16 protein-coding genes are annotated in these 19564 nt (G+C 67.2%); 7 read left to right on the top strand and 9 right to left on the bottom strand.

Annotated elements, in window-relative coordinates; all coding sequences use genetic code 11:
• Nucleotides 1–17: 17 nt before the first annotated feature.
• Nucleotides 18–1391 (bottom strand): M16 family metallopeptidase, encoded by a 1374-nt coding sequence (locus N0B71_RS08235; RefSeq protein WP_259758269.1) that lies wholly within the window; start codon nt 1389–1391, stop codon nt 18–20.
• 208 nt (nt 1392–1599) lie between these two features.
• Between N0B71_RS08235 and N0B71_RS08230 the strand changes: the two genes are divergently transcribed.
• Nucleotides 1600–2556, top strand: coding sequence for an NAD-dependent epimerase/dehydratase family protein (locus N0B71_RS08230; RefSeq protein ID WP_259758268.1), 957 nt, complete (start codon nt 1600–1602; stop codon nt 2554–2556).
• Between the two features lie 86 nt (nt 2557–2642).
• Here the strand turns inward: N0B71_RS08230 and N0B71_RS08225 are convergent, their stop codons facing one another.
• Nucleotides 2643–3677 carry an AraC family transcriptional regulator gene (locus tag N0B71_RS08225; RefSeq protein ID WP_259758267.1) on the bottom strand — a complete coding sequence of 345 codons (1035 nt, stop codon included), beginning with the start codon at nt 3675–3677 and terminating at the stop codon, nt 2643–2645.
• A 98-nt stretch (nt 3678–3775) separates the two neighbouring features.
• Nucleotides 3776–5500 carry a Na/Pi cotransporter family protein gene (locus N0B71_RS08220; RefSeq protein ID WP_259758266.1) on the bottom strand — a complete coding sequence of 575 codons (1725 nt, stop codon included), beginning with the start codon at nt 5498–5500 and terminating at the stop codon, nt 3776–3778.
• A 338-nt stretch (nt 5501–5838) separates the two neighbouring features.
• Here N0B71_RS08220 and N0B71_RS08215 point away from each other — a divergent pair, with 338 nt between their 5' ends.
• Both N0B71_RS08215 and N0B71_RS08210 read left to right on the top strand, forming a co-directional pair.
• Entirely contained in the window at nt 5839–7146 is a 1308-nt protein-coding gene (locus tag N0B71_RS08215) for a PQQ-dependent sugar dehydrogenase (protein ID WP_259758265.1), read from the top strand.
• Nucleotides 7147–7163: 17 nt separating this feature from the next.
• On the top strand, nt 7164–7664 hold the full coding sequence (locus N0B71_RS08210) for an LEA type 2 family protein (RefSeq protein WP_259758264.1): 501 nt from the start codon (nt 7164–7166) through the stop codon (nt 7662–7664).
• A 71-nt stretch (nt 7665–7735) separates the two neighbouring features.
• Here the strand turns inward: N0B71_RS08210 and N0B71_RS08205 are convergent, their stop codons facing one another.
• The 5 genes from N0B71_RS08205 to N0B71_RS08185 all read right to left on the bottom strand — a co-directional run bounded on the left by N0B71_RS08205 (nt 7736) and on the right by N0B71_RS08185 (nt 14221).
• Nucleotides 7736–8494: a TerC family protein gene (locus tag N0B71_RS08205; protein ID WP_259758263.1), complete on the bottom strand. Its 759-nt coding sequence runs from the start codon at nt 8492–8494 to the stop codon at nt 7736–7738.
• A gap of 17 nt (nt 8495–8511) precedes the next feature.
• On the bottom strand, nt 8512–9816 hold the full coding sequence (locus N0B71_RS08200; protein WP_259758262.1) for a CitMHS family transporter: 1305 nt from the start codon (nt 9814–9816) through the stop codon (nt 8512–8514).
• Between the two features lie 640 nt (nt 9817–10456).
• A complete protein-coding gene (locus N0B71_RS08195; RefSeq protein ID WP_259759508.1) occupies nt 10457–11395 on the bottom strand; it encodes an AEC family transporter in 939 nt (312 codons plus the stop codon).
• Between the two features lie 115 nt (nt 11396–11510).
• Nucleotides 11511–13901 carry a carbohydrate-binding family V/XII gene (locus N0B71_RS08190; RefSeq protein ID WP_259758261.1) on the bottom strand — a complete coding sequence of 797 codons (2391 nt, stop codon included), beginning with the start codon at nt 13899–13901 and terminating at the stop codon, nt 11511–11513.
• Between the two features lie 140 nt (nt 13902–14041).
• Nucleotides 14042–14221, bottom strand: a complete 180-nt coding sequence (locus N0B71_RS08185; RefSeq protein ID WP_259758260.1) for a hypothetical protein — start codon at nt 14219–14221, stop codon at nt 14042–14044.
• On the opposite strand from N0B71_RS08185, the gene N0B71_RS08180 reads away from it, so the two are divergent.
• The 4 genes from N0B71_RS08180 (at nt 14220) to N0B71_RS08165 (ending at nt 18710) form a co-directional block, all read left to right on the top strand.
• Nucleotides 14220–15194: an ABC transporter substrate-binding protein gene (locus N0B71_RS08180; RefSeq protein ID WP_259758259.1), complete on the top strand. Its 975-nt coding sequence runs from the start codon at nt 14220–14222 to the stop codon at nt 15192–15194. The two genes, N0B71_RS08185 and N0B71_RS08180, sit on opposite strands and share 2 nt — an antisense overlap.
• A gap of 55 nt (nt 15195–15249) precedes the next feature.
• Nucleotides 15250–16056, top strand: coding sequence for an ABC transporter permease (locus N0B71_RS08175; RefSeq protein WP_259758258.1), 807 nt, complete (start codon nt 15250–15252; stop codon nt 16054–16056).
• A complete protein-coding gene (locus N0B71_RS08170; RefSeq protein ID WP_259758257.1) occupies nt 16044–16877 on the top strand; it encodes an ABC transporter ATP-binding protein in 834 nt (277 codons plus the stop codon). Before N0B71_RS08175 ends, N0B71_RS08170 begins: the two co-directional genes overlap by 13 nt.
• 204 nt (nt 16878–17081) lie before the next feature.
• Nucleotides 17082–18710 carry a GMC family oxidoreductase gene (locus N0B71_RS08165; protein WP_259758256.1) on the top strand — a complete coding sequence of 543 codons (1629 nt, stop codon included), beginning with the start codon at nt 17082–17084 and terminating at the stop codon, nt 18708–18710.
• A 337-nt stretch (nt 18711–19047) separates the two neighbouring features.
• On the opposite strand, the gene N0B71_RS08160 is transcribed toward N0B71_RS08165, so the two are convergent.
• Nucleotides 19048–19518: a nuclear transport factor 2 family protein gene (locus tag N0B71_RS08160; RefSeq protein WP_259758254.1), complete on the bottom strand. Its 471-nt coding sequence runs from the start codon at nt 19516–19518 to the stop codon at nt 19048–19050.
• Nucleotides 19519–19564 lie beyond the last annotated feature (46 nt).

Below are 19564 nucleotides of genomic sequence, written 5' to 3'. Positions count from 1 at the left end.
AACGGCGGCGGCGGGGTTCAGCCCCGCCGGCGCCGCAGCGCCAGCCCCAGCAGCACCGCCAGCATCAACGCCCCCAGCGCCGCCAGTGGATAGACCATGTCGTCATCCAGCAGCGGCTTCTCGATGCGCAGATAACCCTCATCCTTGAACAGCAGCTTCGCCACCTCGTTGGCGTGGGCCAGGCTGACCTTCGCCAGGCGCTTGTCTTCGTCCGGGAACTTGCCATCGTCGAAATCGGCCAGCGAGCCCCAGTAATAATCCGCCAGTGACGAGCTACCCGGCGTGCTCCAGGCCAGTTGCGCGCGTGCCACGCGCTGGATGCGGGCGAAACGCTGGGCATCGAGGCCCTCGTGGCGGATCTTCTCCACCAGCTCGCGCAGGGCTTTTTGCGTGACGTCCTGTGCGTCTCGTTCGACATCCGCGTTGAGGCTGATGAAGCCCTGGTTGGCCCAGGCGGTTCGTTCGCTCCAGGGCCCGTACGACAGTTCGCGCCGCACGCGCAGCTCGGTGTAGAGCGCATCGTTGAGGTAGGCCTGCAGCAGGTCGAGCGTGGCGCCGTCGGCGTCCGCCGGCTCCGGGAAGATCCAGTGCAGAACCGCGCTCTCGCCGAACAATCCGGTGGTCAGGTTGCGCTGGCGCGCGGCGCCGCTCTTCATCTCCGGCAGCTCGCGACGTTCCGGCGTGTCGTGGTCCACCAGGGCGCCATAGGTGCGGTTCAGGTAGATCGGCAGGCGCGGGTCGAGATCACCGACGATGATCAACGTCATGTTGCTGGGGACGTACCAGTCCTTGCGCAGCTGCTCCAGCTGGGCCAGGGTGAGGTTATCCACAGGCGCGCGCTCGGCGCAGGCCAGCCCCAGTTCCACGGCCAACTGCTCCTGCCCCGCGCGGCTGACGTTCTGGTGGTCCAGCCAGCGCTGCAGGTGCGAATAGTGGCCGCCGTCCTCGCGTACCAGCACCTGCTTGGCCGAATCGATCTTGCGCGCATCAAGCTGGGTGCGCGTGATGATTTCCAGCAGCAGGTCCAGCACCTGGCGTTGAGTGGCGGCGGGGGCTTCGACGACGAAGGCGGTGTCGCCCTCGCTGGTGTAGGCGTTCCACTGGCCGCCGAGAGACTGCATGCGTGCTTCGAGGTCCGCCTCGTCGCCGCCGTCCAGGCCGCTGAAGAACAGATGCTCCATCAGGTGCGGCAGCTGGCGCTCGCGGCAGCTGAAATCGGCGAAGCCGACCCCGACGATCAGCCGGATCGCCACGTGACCCTTTTCGCGGGTGGGCTTGAACAGTACGCCCATGCCGTTCTCCAGCTGGTAGGCCTCGACCGTCTGTCGCTGGTCGGCATGGGACCAGGCGCTGAGCAGAAGGGACAACAGGGGGACGAACAACCAACGCATGAGCGGTGTGCCTGGACGCAAAGCCGTGAGGATAGCGGATTGACCGGCGCGAACCCACCGCGTTCAACCTTTGTCGGGTGGCATCATCGGTCACGGCGGCTGGCTTGCGCGGTCACTGTCGCTGCCCGAGCGCGCCACTACGCTCAGATCATCTACCCTCAGTGGTGGACCCCGTCGTTCGTTCCACGCGGAACGCTCTGGAGGCTGCATGCGTGTCCTGATTACCGGCGCCGCGGGATTTCTCGGGCAGAGCCTGCTCAATGAACTGGCCGTCCAGCACCTGGACTGGACGCTCATTGCCGCCGACATGCAGCGCATCAAGTCGCAGGGCCTGCGGCCGAACATCGAGCCGGTCACCCTCGACCTGAGCGTGGCCGCCCACACGCGGGCCTGCGTGGAGCACTGGAAGCCCGATGCCATCGTCCACCTCGCGGCGGTGGTCAACCCGCCGCGGGAGATGACCCCGCACAAACGCCACCTCATCGAAGTGGGCGGCACCCGGGCGCTGATCGAGGCGGCGCGCGACACCGGCGTCCAGCAACTGATCGTCACCAGTTCGGCGGCAGCCTACGGCTTCCACCGCGACAACGCCGAGTGGATCGACGAATCGCACCCGCTGCGCGGTCATCCACACCTGGTACACGCCCGGTGCAAGCAGGAGATCGAGCAACTGCTGGCCAACGCGCGGGAACGTTATCCACAGCTCAAGCAATTGATACTGCGCCCCGGCACCATCCTGGGCCGGCGTGTGCATAACCCCTTGGCCGAGCTCTTCGCCCGACCCACGCTGGTGGGGGTGCTGGGGCATCGCAGCCGCTTCGTGTTCATCTGGGACCAGGACGTAGTGAACGTGATTCGCCAGGGGCTCGAGCGCGGCAGCGAGGGCATCTACAACCTCGCCGGCGATGGTGCGTTGTCGCTGCGGGAGATCGCCGGGCTGCTCAACAAACCCTATCGTCCCTTGCCGGCAAGCCTGATGCGCGTAGGGCTCGGCCTGCTCAAGCCGCTGGGGTTGTCGCGCTTCGGGCCCGAACAGGTGGATTACCTGCGCTACCGGCCCGTGCTGGATAACCGCCGGTTGAAGGAAGAGTTCGGCTACGAGCCGCGCTATTCCAGCCGTGAAGCATTCCTGGCTTATCTGGCAGCGCGGGGGCCGAACGGCTGACCCTCCCCGGTCTGTTGAAAACCTGTAGACAAGTCTGTTGAAAAGCCTGTGACCAGCGCTCTGCATTCGCCTTCGGGCGAGCGCCGCTACCGAGCGGTCTGCCGCCGCCGCTGGCGGTACTCGCCGGGTGTCAGGCCCGTCCAGTGGCGGAAGGCGCGGAAGAACACGCTGGGCTCGGAGTACCCGAGCAGGGCGGCGATGTCCGTGGCCGGCAGGTTGCCTTCGCCCAGGTACCGCTCGGCCAATTGCCGGCGCGTATCGGCCAGCAGCTGTTGATAACTGCTGCCTTCCTCCGCCAGCCGGCGTTGCAAGGTGCGTTCGCTCAGGCCCAGCTCGCTGGCCACGGCGGCGCGTCCCGGCTCGCCGCGGGTGAGTTGTTCACCGAGCAGGGCCACGACGCGTCCGCTGATGCTGGCGCTGGGCAGGCGCGCGAGCAGGCCTTCGGCATGCTGGCGCAACAGGTCGCGCAACGGCGGGTTGGCCTGCGGCAGCGGCGCATCGATCAGGGCCCTGGGCAACCCCAGGGCGTAGTCGGGTGCATCGAAGTGCAGCGGGCAGCCGAACGCTTTCTCATAGTCCGCGAGGCTGTCCGGCTGGCTGTGGATAAACCGGCATCCCGCCAGTTCAAGGCCGTTGAGCAACGCGCGCAGCTGGCGCGCCCAGAACCCCAGCAGCGCGAGAGCGCGGGCGCGAGTGGCGGGTGGGTCGGGGTTCAGCGGGCGGTAGGTCACCCAGATGATCTGGGCCTGCGCCTCGATGGCCACCTGGCCGCCTTCGCCCACCAGGCGCTGGTAGCGCATGGCCGATTCGAGGGCATCGCCCAGCGTCATGCTCGACTGCAGCAGGAAGCCCAGCGCGCTGAACGAGGCGGGCGATAACGCGCGGCCCATCGCGAGGCCCGGTTCGTCATGCGGGAGGTCGGTCTGGATCGACTGCCACATGCGCTCCTGCAGCGCGAAATCGATGCGCGCGTCCGGGTCGCCGAGCTGGGATTCCTGGATGCCGCTGGCAGCCAGCAGCGCATCACGGTTCAGACCGAGACGCACAGCCGCCAGCAGGATGGCCTGGGTCAGGCTGGCGCTGACCGAAGGCGGGCGTTGGGGATGAGTGCTTGCTTCCATGGCGGCGGATTCTGCCCGAACCCTGGGCGTCGTGATATCAGGACTTCGCAGGGGCTGGCGAGCGCGCCGAGAGAACGCTCTACCAGGCCCTGCGGCCATCAACCCGTCGCGCTGGAGCCGGGCGAAGCCGGCCGCTGGTGATCCTGTACCGCCTCGACCTCGCGCGGGGCGACGTCGTCGTCTTCCACAGGCTCGCCGATTGCCGACGTGCTGGCATCGGGGTTGTCCAGAACAGCATAGGCGATGGCGCAGAACAGCGAGTTCAAGCGTTTCATGTCGCTGATCAGGTCCAGGTGCAGCGAGCTGGTCTCGATGCTCTGTACCACCTGCTGGCGCAGGCGGTCGACGTGGGAGTGGGCGAAGCGCCGTTCCTGCAGGCGGAAGCGCTGCTTGGCGCGGCGCAGGCGCCTGGCGCCCTCCTGGTCGCCATTGAGGAATACCGACAGCGACAGGCGCAGGTTCGCCACCAGTTGGCCGTGCAGCACGGTGATTTCCTCCAGGCCGTTGTCGGAGAACGAGCGGCTGCGCGAGGTCTTCTTGTCCTGCACGGCGCCGAGCATGTGCTCGATGATGTCGCCGGCCTGCTCGAGGTTGATCGCCAGCTCGATGATTTCCGCCCAGCGCCGGCTGTCCGCCTCGCTCAGGTCCTCGCGCGGCATGCGCGCCAGGTACAGCTTGATCGCGGTGTAGAGGGCGTCGACATCGTCGTCCTGCTTGCGGATCTGCTTGCCCAGCAACGGGTCGCCGCTGTGGATAACTTCCATGAGGTTGTTCAGCATGTGCTCGACGATATCGCCCATGCGCAGGGTTTCGCGCACCGCGTTGACCAGCGCCAGGCTCGGCGTATCCAGCGCGGCCGGGTCCAGGTGGCGCGGGCGCACGGTGTCTTCCGGCGAATGCCGGTCGGGCATGATGCGTGTGCAGAACGCCGCCATTTGTCCGGTCAGCGGCAGGCAGGCGAGGCAGCGGGTGGTGTTGTAGAGCACATGGAAGGCGATCACCAGCTCGGCGGTGCTGAACTGCCAATGGTCGATCCATGCGGCCAGCGGGCCCACCAGCGGCAGCACCAGGGCGCAGCCGGCCACCTTGAACAGCAGGCTGCCCAGCGCCACGCGGCGGCCGGCGGCGTTCTGCGAGGACGCGCTGATCATCGCCAGGATGCCGCTGCCCAGGTTGGCGCCGACGACCAGGCACAGCGCCACCTTCAGCGAGATCACCTTGGACGCCGCCAGCGTCGCGGTGAGCAGCACGGCGGCCAGGCTGGAATAGGAAATCATCGCGAAGAGAGCGCCGGTCAGGGCGTCCAGCATCACGTCCCCGGTGAGGCTGGAGAACAGCACCTTCACGCCCTTGGCCTGGGTCATCGGCTCGGCCGCGGCGACGATCAGCTGCAGGGCGAGGATGATCAGCCCCAGGCCGATGAACACCCGGCCCAACTGGCCCAGGCGCGATTTCTGCCGACCGAGGAAGAAAATCACCCCGAAGAAGATCAGCAACGGCGACAGCCACGACAGGTCCAGGGTGAGCACCCGCGCCATCAATGCCGTGCCGACATCCGCGCCGAGCATGATCGCCAGCGCGGGCGCCAGGGCCATCAGGCCGGTGGCGACGAAGGAGGTGGCCAGCAGCGCCGTGGCGTTGCTGCTTTGCACCAGGGCGGTGACGCCGATGCCGGCAGCGAAGGCCAGCGGGCGCTTTTCCACGCTGCGGCTGAGGATTTTTCGCAGGTTGCTGCCATACACCCTGAGGATGCCGGTGCGGACGATGTGTGTGCCCCACACCAACAGGGCGACGGCAGAGAGCAGATCGAGCAGTTTGAGCATGTCGGGCCCCCTCGCACTCAAGCGGGCCCGTGGGCGGTGCGTCCGTCGACGGACCCTGTAACGACCTCGCCCGCGGCTCCGTACAGACAGCGCGGAGGGCCGAGAAGGACACGGCAACGCTCAGGCGATTGTCACAAGACTGTCATGGTAGACCCTCGTTCTTCCTTGAGGGTTCGCCAAATCGCTGATTTGCCGGGAATCCTGTCTGTCAGTAAAGCCGATCAGACGTGGACGCGAGAGCCTTTGCGTCGGTCATTTCGCACGGACTCAAGGGAAGGGATGTCTAGACTGCCGTCCGTTTCCTGAAAGAAACTCACTACAGGCCGAGGAGTAGTCCCATGCGATGGTCATCCCCCCTGCTGATCGCACTGGCCCTGGCCGGTTGCGGCGACAAGTCCGCCCTGCCGTTCACCGCCGGCACCGGACCGCAACCGCAGCTGCCGGAACCGCAAAGCAGCCTGCTGCCCACCGTGAATGTCGCGACCGCCACCGGCTGGCCCGTCGACCGGAAGCCGCGCGCCGCGCAAGGGCTGGAGGTGCAGCGCTTCGCCGACAAGCTCGATCACCCGCGCTGGCTGTACGTGCTGCCCAACGGCGACGTGCTCGTGGCGGAAAGCTCGGCACCGCCCAAGGAGAAGTCGGAAGGCCTGAAGGATTGGGTAGCGGGCAAGTTCATGGCCAAGGCCGGCTCCCAGGTACCCAGCGCCAATCGCATCACCCTGCTGCGCGACGCCGACGGCGACGGCGTGCCGGAACAGCGCAGCGTGCTGCTGCAGGGCTTGTTCTCGCCGTTCGGCATGGCCCTTGTGGATAACTGGCTGTACGTGGCCAATGCCGACGCGGTGGTGCGTTTCCCCTACAGGACCGGCGACACCACGATCAGCGCCCCGGCCGAAAAGGTGGTCGACCTGCCGGGCGGGCCGATCAACCACCACTGGACCAAGAACATCCTCGCCAGCCCCGACGGTCGCTACCTCTACGCCACCGTCGGCTCCAACAGCAACGTAGGCGAGAACGGCCTGGACGCCGAGAAGAACCGCGCGGCGATCCTGCAGATCGACCTGTCCAACCGCCACGTACGCCTCTTCGCTTCCGGCCTGCGCAACCCCAATGGGCTGGGCTGGGAACCCAACAGCGGCGCCCTGTGGACAGCCGTGAACGAGCGCGACGAACTGGGCAACGACCTGGTGCCCGACTACATGACGTCAGTGAAGGACGGCGGTTTCTATGGCTGGCCCTGGAGCTATTACGGCCAGCATGTGGATAAGCGCGTCGACCCGCCCCGCCCGGACCAGGTGGAAAAGGCGCTGGTCCCCGATTACGCCCTGGGCGCGCACACCGCCTCCCTCGGCCTTGCCTTCTATCAGGGCAGCCTGCTGCCGGAGCGTTATCGTGGCGGGGTGTTCATCGGCCAGCACGGCTCGTGGAACCGCAAGCCGCGCAGCGGCTACCAGGTGATCTTCGTCCCCTTCGGCGATGGCAAGCCCAATGGCCAGCCGATCACGGTGCTGGATGGCTTCGTCAACGAGAATGACGAGGCGATGGGGCGACCGGTCGGGGTAGCTGTGGATAAGTTCGGCGGTCTGCTGGTGGCCGACGATGTGGGTAACACGGTGTGGCGGCTGCGGCCCGCCACCGTCAAATGAATGGATAAGGAGAGAGCATGGCAATTGCCCGCCGTATTGCCCTGATGACCCTGCTGCTGGCGCTGGGCGCCTGCAGCAGCCTGTTCGGTACACGCGACCCGCTGCGCATCGATCTGGTCGGCCTGGAGCCGGCCACGGGCCAGGGCATGGAGGCGCGCTTCACGGTGAAGCTGCGGGTGCAGAACCCCAACGACCAGGCCATCGACTACAACGGCATCGCCCTGGACCTGTCGGTCAATGGCCAGCCGCTGGCCAGCGGGGTGAGCGACGCCAGCGGGCAGGTGCCGCGCTTTGGCGAGAAAGTGATCAGCGTGCCGGTGAGCATTTCGGCGTTCTCCGCCTTCCGCCAGGCCTGGGGGCTGTCCGGCGGCGCGCCGCGGCAGGGCATGCCCTACGAGATCAATGGCAAGCTGGCCGGCGGGCTGTTCGGCACCGTGCGCTTCAACGACAAGGGCGTGCTGAACTGGCCGGAGCCGGTCACCCGCCCTGACGGCGCTGCGGGGAAAAGCCGCCTGTGAATAAACCGGGCTGTGGATAGCCCGGTTTTTCCACGGCCCTGTGGATCACTCCTGTGGACAGCGTGCCTGGCCTATTGGCCCGGGATGTCCTTGCGCAGCTTCACCGGGTCTTCCTTTTTGCCGCGCGCGGTGCGCATGCGGATGTTCAGCGCTTCCACCGCCAGCGAGAAGGCCATGGCGAAGTAGACGTAGCCCTTGGGCACGTGGACTTCGAAGGCCTCGGCGATCAGCACCGTGCCGACCACGATGAGGAACGACAGCGCCAGCATCTTCAGCGACGGGTGCTTGTCGATGAAGTCGCTGATGGCGCCGGCCGCCAGCATCATCACCAGCACCGCGACGACGATGGCCGCGACCATCACCGGCACGTTGGACACCATGCCCACGGCGGTGATCACCGAGTCCAGGGAGAACACGATGTCGATGATGGCGATCTGGATGATGGTGCCGATGAAACCGCCCATCACGCTCTTCGGCTCGCCCTCGGCTTCGTCCTCGCCTTCCAGGCCGTGATAGATCTCGGTGCTGCTTTTCCACAGGAGGAACAGGCCGCCGAAGAACAGGATCAGGTCGCGCCCGGAAATGCCCTGCTCGAACACGTGGAACAGGTCCGCGGTCAGGCGCATCACCCAGGTGATCGAGAGCAGCAGCAGGATGCGCGTGACCATCGCCAGCGCCAGCCCGAAGAAGCGCGTGCGCGGCTGCATGTGCTTGGGCATGCGGCCGACCAGGATGGAAATCATGATGATGTTGTCGATGCCCAGGACGATCTCCAGGGCAGTCAGGGTGAAGAACGCAATCCAGATTTCGGGGCTGGTCAGCCAATCCATGTGAGCGGTACTCGAAGTCAGTCGTTAAAGAGAGGGAACAGGCCCAGCAGCAAGGCCGCGGCGAGGATCGCCAGGCACACCAGCACGGCCCACTTGAGGGTGAAGCGCTGGTGGTCGCCGAAGTCCACCTTGGCCAGCCCCACCAGCAGGTAGGTGGACGGCACCAGTGGGCTGAGCAGGTGCACCGGCTGGCCGACGATGGAGGCGCGGGCCATTTCCACCGGGGTGATGCCGTACTGCGCGGCGGCCTGGGAGAGTACCGGGAGCACGCCGTAGTAGAAAGCGTCGTTCGACATGAAGAAGGTGAACGGCATGCTCACCAGCGCCGTGATGGTCGCCAGGTAGGGCCCCAGTGCCGGCGGAATCACCGCCAACAGGCTTTTCGACATGGCTTCGACCATGCCCGTTCCGGAAAGAATGCCGGTGAAGACGCCGGCGGCGAAGATCAGCGAGACCACCGCCAGGACGTTCTCGGCATGGGCACCGACACGCTTCTTCTGCTCGATGATGCAGGGATAGTTCACGATCATCGCGATGCCGAAGGCGATCATGAAGAGAACCGGCATCGGCAGCAGGCCGCCGATCAGGGTGCCCATGAGGATCACCGTGAGCACGGCGTTGAACCACAGCAGCTTCGGCCGGCGGGCGTCGGGATATTGCGAGACGCTGACCTCGGCCATGGTCTCGTGGTCGGTGGGCAGATGCAGCTCGCCCAGGCGCGCGCGCTCGCGTTTGCCGTAGACCCAGGCGAGGGCGAAGATCGCGGCGATGCCGGCGAGCATGGCCGGGATCATCGGCACGAAGATGTCCGCCGGGTCTACGTGCAACGCGCTGGCCGCGCGGGCGGTGGGGCCGCCCCAGGGGGTCATGTTCAGCACGCCGCTGGAGAGCATGATCAGGCACGCCATCAGCAGCGGGCTCATGCCCAGGCGGCTGTACAGCGGCAGCACGGCGGCGACGCAGATCATGTAGGTGGTCGAGCCGTCGCCATCCAGCGAGACGATCATCGCCAGCGCGGCGGTGCCCATCGACACCTTCAGCGGGTCGCCCTTCACCAGGCGCAGGATGCGCCGTACCGCCGGGTCGAACAGCCCGGAGTCGATCATGATGGCGAAGTAGAGAATGGCGAACATCAGCATCACGCCGGTGGGCGCCAGGGTGCGGATGCCGTCCAGCATCATCGGCCCCAGGCCCTTGGCGAAGCCGCCGAGCAGGGCGAAGGCGATCGGGACCAGGATCAGCGCGATCAGCGCCGAGAGCCGCTTGGTCATGATCAGGAACATGAAGGTCGCCACCATGGCGAAGGCGAGGAAAGTCAGCATGGGGATAACTCCGGGTCGGCGCGGGTTCAGCAGGGGCTGTGGATAAGTACGCGCGGTGCCGACGGAGTCGGGGCGGACAGGGACAGGAAGCGGGGCATGGGCGATCACCGATTGTTGTTTTTGTACGCTGCGCGAAGGCAGGTCCGGCCGGGAGGACCGAGGCGGCGATGCTAGGGGGTCAAGCTTTCAACAGGCTTTCGCAGGAATTCCCGCTGATCCGACGGTTTTTGTAGGAGCGGGCCATGCCCGCGAACGCTGGCCATGCCGGCGGCCTGCATACGGATCGCGGGCGCGGCCCGCTCCTACAGGTCCGTGCGATTCCGGCAGCTTGCGTAGGAGCGGACTCCGTCCGCGATGGCTTCCGGCGCGTTGTGGACCTGTGGCGGACAACGTCCGCTCCTGCGAGATATCTCTGCGCTCGGGCTGGCCCTCACCCTAACCCTCTCCCCAGGGGGAGAGGGGACCGTTCGGCGCAGGATGAAACCTCGGCGTCAGGCGGCTCGAACTGCTCCCTCTCCCTGAGGGAGACGACTGCATGGATGCAGGAGGTAGAGCGACGCAGGACCCCAAAGCCGAGGGAGGGGGATGCATCGGCACGGACTCCCGGAAGAAGACCGTTGCTCCTATGTGCCGTCTTTCTTCAGACGGAGGCCTGAATCAGCCCCATCACCAGCAGCAGGCTGGCGCCGGCCAGCAGCGTCTGCAGGGTGATGATCCCCGCCATCAGGCCACTTTCGCCGCCCAGCTGGCGGGTCAGTACGTAGGCGGTCGGGGCGGTGGGCAGGGCGAAGAACATCACCAGCAACGCGCTCTCCAGCGTCGGCAGGGCCAGCAGACGGGCGATGGCGAACGCCAGCAATGGCATGGCCAGCAGGCGGATCGCGCAGTTCCAGCCCAGCGCCGAGGCTTCCGCGCGCAGCTCCTGCGGCTGCAGCGCTGCGCCCACGCACAGCAGGCCCAGCGGCAGGCTGGCCACGGCGAGCAGGTTGAACAGCCGGTCGCTGCCGCCGGGCAGGCCGATGCCCGTGACGTTGAGCAGCGCGCCCGCCACGCAGGCGAGGATCAGCGGGTTCTTCACGATGGGTAGCAAGAGCGAGCGCAGACTGATGCCCCGTTCGGCGGTCAGCGCCCACACCGACATCACGTTCACCGTCGGCACCATCAGCGCCAGCATCAGCGCGGCCAGGGTCAGCCCCGGCTTGCCGTACAGGCTGCCAACGGCGGCGAGCCCCAGGTACGTATTGAAACGCAACACGCCCTGGGCGATCGCACCGAAGCGCGCGGCATTCCAGCCGCGCAGGCGCTTGACCAGCAGCAGGGCGACCCAGGCGATGCCCAGGCCCAGCACCACCGCCAGCGCCTGCCGGGCCAGGCCGGGGTCGTTCAGCGGGGCGCTGGCCAGGCTGCTGGCGAGCAGTGCGGGGAACAGGATGAAGTAGTTGAGCCGCTCCGCCGCCGGCCAGAAGGCCTCGCCGGGGAAACCTTTGCGGCGCAGCACGAAGCCGCCGACGATCAGCGCGAACAACGGCCAGAGGGCCTGGAACAGAGCGGTCACGGCGACCCCGCGATAGTGGTTGATCGGGGCATCTTGCCGAGGGCGCTCGGGGAAGGGCAAGGCGTGTGGATAAGTTTCTCAACCCGCCAGCGGAAGTTTTCCACAGCCGCAGGAGTTGTGGAAAACCTTGCCCACAGGGTCAGCGCCGCAAGCCGCCGCCAAAGTGACCACCGCCGAAATGCCCGCCACCGAAGCCGCCGCCGCCCCATTGCCGCTGGGTCTGGTGGAAGCGCTGCTGGCCGAGCTGGCGGGACTGGTACTGCTGCTCCAGCTGGTTACGGACGTTGCTCTGGTTGGGCTGCACCGGTTGCCAGCCGTTGTCGGTGTGCTGTTGCCAGCCGCTGTCGGTGTGCTGGTAGACGTTGCCGTCGTGCCCGGCGTAGACGTCGCCGTTCTTCCAGGCCACGGCGTTGCCGGTGCGGCGGTTGTAGGATACACCGCGGCTGTCGTGGTCGTAGCTGCCGCGGCCGTCGTCCACGTCGCCGGACACGCCGCGTTCGGCCACGGTGGTGCGGCCGGTCTGGGCGTTGTGGGTGGCGACCTGGCGGCCGGCGACGAAGTCACCGCTGTCGGTATGGGCCGCCACGCCGCTGCGGCCGGCCCCGGAAATGCCGGTGGAGGCATTGGCGAACGAGCCGCGCCGGCCGGCGGCGACGTTCTCGCTGTAGGGGTTGAATGCCGCGCCCTGCGTGCCCTGGAAGTGCGTGCCGGTGCGCGGGTTGTAGCCCACCGCCGAGCTGCCCTGCCACTGGGTGCCGGTCCAGCCGTTGTAGCCATAGGCGTGGCTGACCGTGCCCTGGCCCCAGCGGCCGTAGAAGTTCGCCTGGTTGATGTTGGCGTAGCTCCAGCCGCCGTGCGGATAGGGGCCCCAGTACGGCCCCCAGTAGGGTTCCGGCGAGCCCCACCAGGCCCCCGCCGCGTAGCCGAAGGCGAAGCCGGTCAGCGCGCCCACGGCGAAGCCCGCGCCGTAGCCGTAGGTGGGCGGATAGCCGTAGTAGACGGTCTGGCTGACATAGGCGGGGTAGGTGTAGCCGGTGCCGTAGACCACCGTGCCAGCGCTGTTCACCACCACGCCGAGATAGCCGGGCGTGTAGCCCACCACCACGGTCTGCGGGGTGACCGAGTAGATGTGCACGTAGGTCACGTAGTACACCGGCGAGCTGGGCGGAATGCCGTAGATCGCCGCCGGCACTTCGGTCGCCACCTGCCACGGCCCGGTGGGGCTGGGGGCAACGAACCAGACGCCGTTGGTGACGGCGTAGAACTGGTTGGTCGCCACCTCGATCACCGGCGTCGGCGTGTTCACCGCGTATTGCAGGCTGGTGCCGCTGATGGGCTGGAAGCTCGGCGCGCCGTCGTAGCTGACGCTCATGGTCGCCTTGCTGCGCGAGACCGACGCCGTCTGCGGGATGCTCGCGGCGATGGCCGCTTCCTTGGCCTGCGGCGTGCCGGGCACCGACACCAGTACGTTGGCTTTCGGGTCCTTGGGCGAGATCTTCGCAAAATCGGCGGGCAGGTCCTTGCCGTCGACGTACTGCCACGGGCCCTGCTCGCCGGGGCCGCTGAACCAACGGCCGGACACCAGCACATACCAGGTGTTGTGGGTCGGGTCGACGAACACCGCATGGTCGGCGTTCTGCATCGTCAGCAGGGCGACCCCGTCCACCGGCTGCATCTGCGCGGTGCCGTCGCTGACGATCAGCTCGGTGGGCCGGGTCGCCACCAGGATGGCCGGAGCCTTGCCCGGCGCCTTGCCGCTCTTGGGCAGCAGGGCGTCCACCGGGCCGGCCTTTTCCGCCACCTGCTCGGCATGCAGCAGCGCCTTGGGCGGCTGGCTCAGCACCAGCCAGCTGCCGTCCAGGGCTTGCGCCGTGTACCAGTTGCCGGCGGCGTTGAGGTAGTGGTTGCCCTGGGCGTCACGCAGGATGAGCACGCGGCTGTTGAGCACGCGCTGGAAATCGCTGCTCGGCAGCGCCTGCCAGTTCGGCTGGCCGTCGATCATCACCAGCACGGTCGGCGTCGCGGCGAAGACGATCTGCGGTGGGTCGTTCTTCACCTCCACGTGGCGCAGCTGGTCCAGTTGCTGGTTCACCGCGTAGCTGGCCTGCAGCTCATCGAGGGAGACGGTCAGGCCGTCCTTGGGCAGCCGTGCCACCAGGGCATCGCGTACCGTGCCGGCACTGTCCGGGGCGGTCGGCACGTCCACCTTGTCGATGCGCAGGTCGGTGAGCTGCACCAGCCCGGTGGCCTTGTCGATGGCGGCGGCGGCGGAGAACTGCGCCACGCCGTAGGTGGGCGCGCCGTTCGCCGGGCCCACGGCGATGGCCGCGCGGCCGCTCATGCGCGTGCCGTCCCAGCCCTCGATCTGCGGCTGGAAGATCTGCACGTGTTGCTCGCCCAGGGCGAAGTCCCGCGGCCATTTCAGTTCGGTGGGGGCGGGGCCCTGCGGATCGGCGGCAAAAGCGGGAGCGGGGTGCAGCGACAGCCCGACGGCAAGCGCCAGGGCGGTAAGAATCGGGCGTAGGACCATGCTGGAAAACTTCCTTGAGAAGAGCTGCGATCAACGATAGTGCAGCGCGGACCAACCCGCGCGGGCGCGCGCTATTCCCTGCGCCAGACTGGTGCAATTTCGCCCGCAAGGCAGCTTTTTCTTATGGCGCAACGACATATTTAATAATTTTCCGAGCCTCCCGCTTCGGCCACCATCGGTCCGTCAGACATGGTGCGAGACAAAGCCTTCAGACGCTGGGCCATAGAGCCCGATGCCGCCCCTGTCCCGGTTTTACCGGCCTCCTGGCCACTGCCGCAGTACATCAACAAAAAAGCCAAACGGCTGTGGGAGTGCTTCATGATCAAGTCCTTGCTCGTGCGTTCCATCGCGTGTTCCGCCCTGGCTCTCGCCGCCGTCTCTGGCGCCCAGGCCGGCACCCTGTCCATCGGCCACACCACCTGGGTCGGTTACGGCACCCTGTACCTCGCCCGTGACCTGGGCTACTTCAAGGAGCAGGGCCTGGACCTGCAGCTGACCACCATCGAGGAAGCCTCGATGTACATGGCGGCCCAGGCGTCCGGCCAGCTTTCCGGCTCCGCCTCCACCATCGACGAAATCCTCAAGTACCGCCCCAAGTTCTGCTTCAAGGCTGTGGCCGCGCTGGACGACAGCCATGGCGGCGACGGCGTGCTGGTGGGCAAGGACGTCACCTCCCTGGCCCAGCTCAAGGGCCAGGAAGTGGCGGTGAACGAGGGCTCCGTCTCGCAGTTCTGGCTGTCCTACCTGCTCAAGCACGCCGGCATGAGCATGGCCGACATCAAGGTGCAGAACATGACCGCCGATGACGCCGCCAGCGCCTTCATCGCCGGCCGCGTGCCCGCCGCCGTGACCTGGGAGCCGCACCTCTCGCTGGTGCGCGAGAAGCAGCAGGGCAAGGTGTTGGTGGACAGCTCCACCACCCCCGGCGTGATCGTCGACGTGGTCGCCCTCAACTGCGACGTGATCGAGAAGCAGCCCGAGGACGTGAAGGCCCTGGTCAACGGCCTGTACAAGGCCGTGCAGTACACCCAGGAACACCCGGACGAGGCCTACGCGATCATGGCCAAGGGCGTCGGTGGCTACCTCGCCGATCCCAAGGCCCTGGCCGACGCCGCCAAGGGCGTGCGCTTCTACGACAAGGCGATGAGCGAGCAGCTGGTGGGCACGCCAGGCAAACCCGGCGACATCAAGGGCCTGATCCGCCTCGCCAACGAGACCTGGAGCGGCCTGCAGGGCAAGCGCCTGGAGGTCAGCTACGACGACCTGGTCGACCCGCGCTTCGTCTCCCAGTAACCCTCTCTCTTGTCCCCGCGGGCGGCCCGGCGCCGCTCGCCTGGAGGAATTCGCGATGCCTCGTCGTTCGCAATCCTGGCTCAGCCGTTGCCTGACGCCCAAGGTCGACCTGCCGTTGAAGCTGGTCTGGTCCGCCGGCACCTTGTGCTGGCTCCTCGTGTTCGGCCTGTGGGCCGGGCTTTCCTATGGCGGCGTGGTGCCGGCGATGTTCCTGCCCACCCCCGACGCGGTGCTTGCCGCCGGCCTGCGCCTGGCCAGCGACGGCACCCTCGCCACCCACGTGATGGCCAGCGTCAAGGTGGTGATGATCGGCTTCCTCGTCTCCTCGCTGGTGGCGGTGCCGCTGGGCCTGCTGATGGGCAGCTTCCGCATCGTCCAGGCCTTCCTCGAGCCGCTGGTGAATTTCATCCGCTACCTGCCGGTGACCTCCTTCGTGCCGCTGTTCATCCTGTGGATCGGCATCGGCCTGGAACAGCGCGTCACCGTGATCATCTTCGGGGTGTTCTTCCAGCAGCTGGTGATGATCGCCGACGTCTCCCGCGGCGTCGCCAAGGACCTGGTGAACGCCTCCTACACCCTGGGCTGCAACCGCCGCGACGTGGTCCTCCACGTGCTCGGCCCGGCCTCGCTGCCCGGCGTGCTCGACACCCTGCGTGTGACCATGGGCTGGGCCTGGACGTACCTGGTGGTCGCCGAACTGGTCGCCGCCTCCAGCGGCCTGGGCTACATCAGCCTCAAGGCCATGCGCGGCTTCCAGGTCGACGTGATCTTCCTGGCGATCGCCATCATCGGCCTGCTGGGCCTGATCACCGACCAACTCTTCCGATTCATCCGACTGAAGGTGGCGTCATGGGCGCAGTAGCGATCAAGCAGGAAGAACCCGCCGTGACCGGCCAGCAACCTGCCAACCCGGCCCGCCTGCGGGTGGAGAATGTCAGCCTGCGCTACCGCACGCCGGACGGCGGCACCTTCAGCGCGCTGGAGAATGTCTCCTTCGAGGTGCCGGACCAGCAGTTCGCGGTGATCGTCGGGCCCTCGGGCTGCGGCAAGTCGAGCCTGCTGTACCTCACTGCCGGGCTGTCCGAACCCACCGAGGGCGACATCTACGTCGGCGGCCAGCTGGTGGACGGCCCCGGCGCCGACCGCGGCATGGTGTTCCAGAGCTACACCCTGTTCCCCTGGCTCACCGTGCGCCAGAACGTCGAGTTCGGCTTGAAACGCCGCGGCATGCCGGCGGCCGAGCGCCGCGAAATCGTCGATCACTACCTCGACGAAGTCGGCCTGCGTCGCTTCGAGAACAACTATCCCAAGCAGCTCTCCGGCGGAATGATGCAGCGCGTGGCGATTGCCCGCGCACTGGCCAACGACCCGCAGATCCTGCTGATGGACGAGCCCTTCGGCGCGCTCGACAGCCAGACCCGCATGCAGATGCAGCAACTGCTGCTGCGCGTGTGGGACCACAGCAAGAAGACCGTGGTGTTCGTCACCCACGACATCGACGAGGCCATCCTGCTGGGCGACCGCGTCTACGTCATGGGCGCCCGCCCGGGGCGCATCAAGCGCATCCTCGACGTGCCCATCGAGCGCCCGCGCTCGCTGGACATGGTCATGGACCGCCCCTTCATCGAGATGAAGCGCGAGATCCTCGGGCTGCTGCACGACGATCTGGAAGAGGCTCATTGAGCCCCCCTACGGAGCCCGGTTATTGCTGTAGTTAGCCGGCGAGCGCGGTGCTTTTCGTAGGAGCGAGCTTGCTCGCGAACCGCCCAACGCCCGACCTGCGGGTGAGTTTGTTCGCGAGCAAGCTCGCTCCTACAGGTTGGGTGTTGTGGCGGTGTGTGAGCTTGCCCCTCAACCCATTCACGCCACACTCCAAAGGGAGCCCCCATGTCCCCCTCCAACGACACCACCTACGACTACCTCATCGTCGGCGCCGGTTCCGCCGGCTGCGTGCTGGCCAACCGACTGAGCGCCGACCCCTCCGTGCGCGTCTGCCTGCTGGAGGCCGGCGGCAGCGACGCCAGCCCGCGCGTGCAGACCCCGGCCGGCACCATCACCCTGTACAAGAGCAAGGTGTTCAGCTGGAACTTCTACTCCGCCCCGCAGAAGCGCCTCAACAACCGCTCGCTGCATTGCCCGCGCGGCAAGGCCCTGGGCGGCTCCAGCTCGATGAACAGCATGATCTACATCCGCGGCCATGCCTCCGACTACGACCGCTGGGAAGCCGAGGGCTGCCCCGGCTGGGGCTGGAAGGACGTGCTGCCGTACTTCAAGAAATCCGAACGCAACCTGCTCGGCCAGGACCCGGCGCTGCACGGCACCCTGGGCGAACTGGTGGTGGACAAGCCGCGCGACCCCAACCCGCTGTCGCAGCTGTTCATCCAGGCCGCCGCGCACCTCGGCCTGCGCCGCAACGATGACTTCAATGGCCGCGAGTTCGAGGGCGTCGGCATCTACAACGTGACTCAGAAGGACGCCAGGCGCCTGAGCAGCTACCGCGCCTTCGTCGCCCCGCTGCAGCGTCCCAACCTCAGTGTGCTGACCGATCGCCAGGTGGGCCGCCTGTTGCTCGACGGTGATCGCGTGACGGGCATCGAGCTGCGCAATGGCGAACGCCTGCTGGCGCGCCGCGAGGTGATCCTCAGCGCAGGCGCCCTCGGCTCGCCGCAGATCCTGCTGGCTTCCGGCATCGGCCCGGCGGCCGAGCTGGAGGCCGCCGGCATTCCGGTGCAACACCACCTGCCCGGCGTGGGCAAGAACCTCCAGGACCACCTCGACGGCCTGGTCACCGTGCGCTCGCCGAGCCCGCTGAGCCTGGGCTTCTCCCTTGGCTCGCTACCGCAGATCCTGCTCTCGCCGTTCAAGTACCTGCTGGCGAAGAAGGGCTGGCTGACCACCAACTACGTCGAGGCCGGCGGCTTTGCCCGCACGCCCCTGGCGGACGGGCTGGCCGACGTGCAGTTCCACTTCGTGCCCGGCTACCGCAGCCACCGGGGCCGCCTGTTCGAATGGGGCCATGGCTACGCCGTGCACACCTGCGTGCTGCGGCCCAAAAGCATCGGCGAGCTGCGGGTGAAGCCCGGTGGCGACATCGAGATCGACTACAACTTCCTCGCCAACGAGGAAGACGGCCGCGTGCTGGTGGAGGGCGTGAAGCTGGCCCGCAAGATCCTCGCCCAGCCGGAGTTCGACCGCATCCGGGGTGCCGAGATGCTCCCCGGCCCGCAGGTGCAGACCGACGAGCAACTGCTGGAGCACCTGCGCGACTATGCCGCCACGGTGTTCCACCCCGTGGGCACCTGCAAGATGGGCGAAGACCCGCAGGCAGTGGTCGATTTGCGCCTGCGCGTGCACGGCCTGAAGGGCCTGCGGGTGGTGGATGCGTCGATCATGCCGACGCTGATAAGCGGCAACACCAACGCGCCCTGCATCATGCTCGGCGAGCGCGCGGCGGCGATGATCCTCGAAGAGCGCCGCACGGCGACTGCCGCGCCCGCCCAGGCGGTGCCGGCCTGACCCCGAGGGCGCCCTGCGGGCGCCTTTCGCGGACAAGGTCCGCTCCTACGGGAGCGCCGTGCGTGGCTGGCCGGCTCCTTTCGGCGGATAACGCTGGCGCGTTATCCGCCCTATGGGGTGGGCGCCGCGGTTGCCCTTGACGTAGGAGCGGACTTTGTCCGCGATGTGCAATAGGCCAGTTCCGAGCTGCCGGTAATCTATCGCGGACGGAGTCCGCTCCTACAGAAAGTTCGTAGGATGGGTGGAGCTTGCGATACCCATCAGCGGGCTTGTCGGTGATCGATGGGTATGGCTGCGCTCCACGCCATCCTACGGGCCTCCCTGTGGGTAACCGGCCTTACAACCCCAGCTCGCTCAGCGACGGGTGATCGTCCGGCCGGCGGCCCTGCGGCCAGTGGAACAGGCGCTCGTCCTCGCTGATCGGCAGGTCGTTGATGCAGGCGTGGCGCTCGAACATCAGGCCGTTCTCGTCGAAGGCCCAGTTCTCGTTGCCGTAGGAGCGGAACCAGTTGCCCGAGTCGTCGTGCCATTCGTAGGCGAAGCGCACGGCGATGCGGTTGTCGGTAAAGGCCCAGAGTTCCTTGATCAGCCGGTACTGCTGTTCGCGCACCCACTTGCCGGTGAGGAACTGGACGATCTGCTCGCGACCCTGGACGAAGGTCGCGCGGTTGCGCCAGCGGCTGTCCGGCGTGTAGGCCAGCGACACGCGGTGCGGATCGCGGCTGTTCCAGCCGTCCTCGGCGAGGCGGACTTTCTGGATGGCGGTTTCGCGGGTAAACGGCGGCAGGGGGGGACGGGCTTCGCTCATGGTGGTCTCCAAAGGCGGTGAGGGGTGGGGTGCCTGGCGTCCATAC

The organism is Pseudomonas sp. GCEP-101 (assembly GCF_025133575.1).
Taxonomy (GTDB): Bacteria; Pseudomonadota; Gammaproteobacteria; order Pseudomonadales; family Pseudomonadaceae; genus Pseudomonas; species Pseudomonas nitroreducens_B.
The sequence above is the reverse complement of the archived record's forward strand: the minus strand, read 5'-3'. Positions and strand labels throughout refer to the sequence as shown.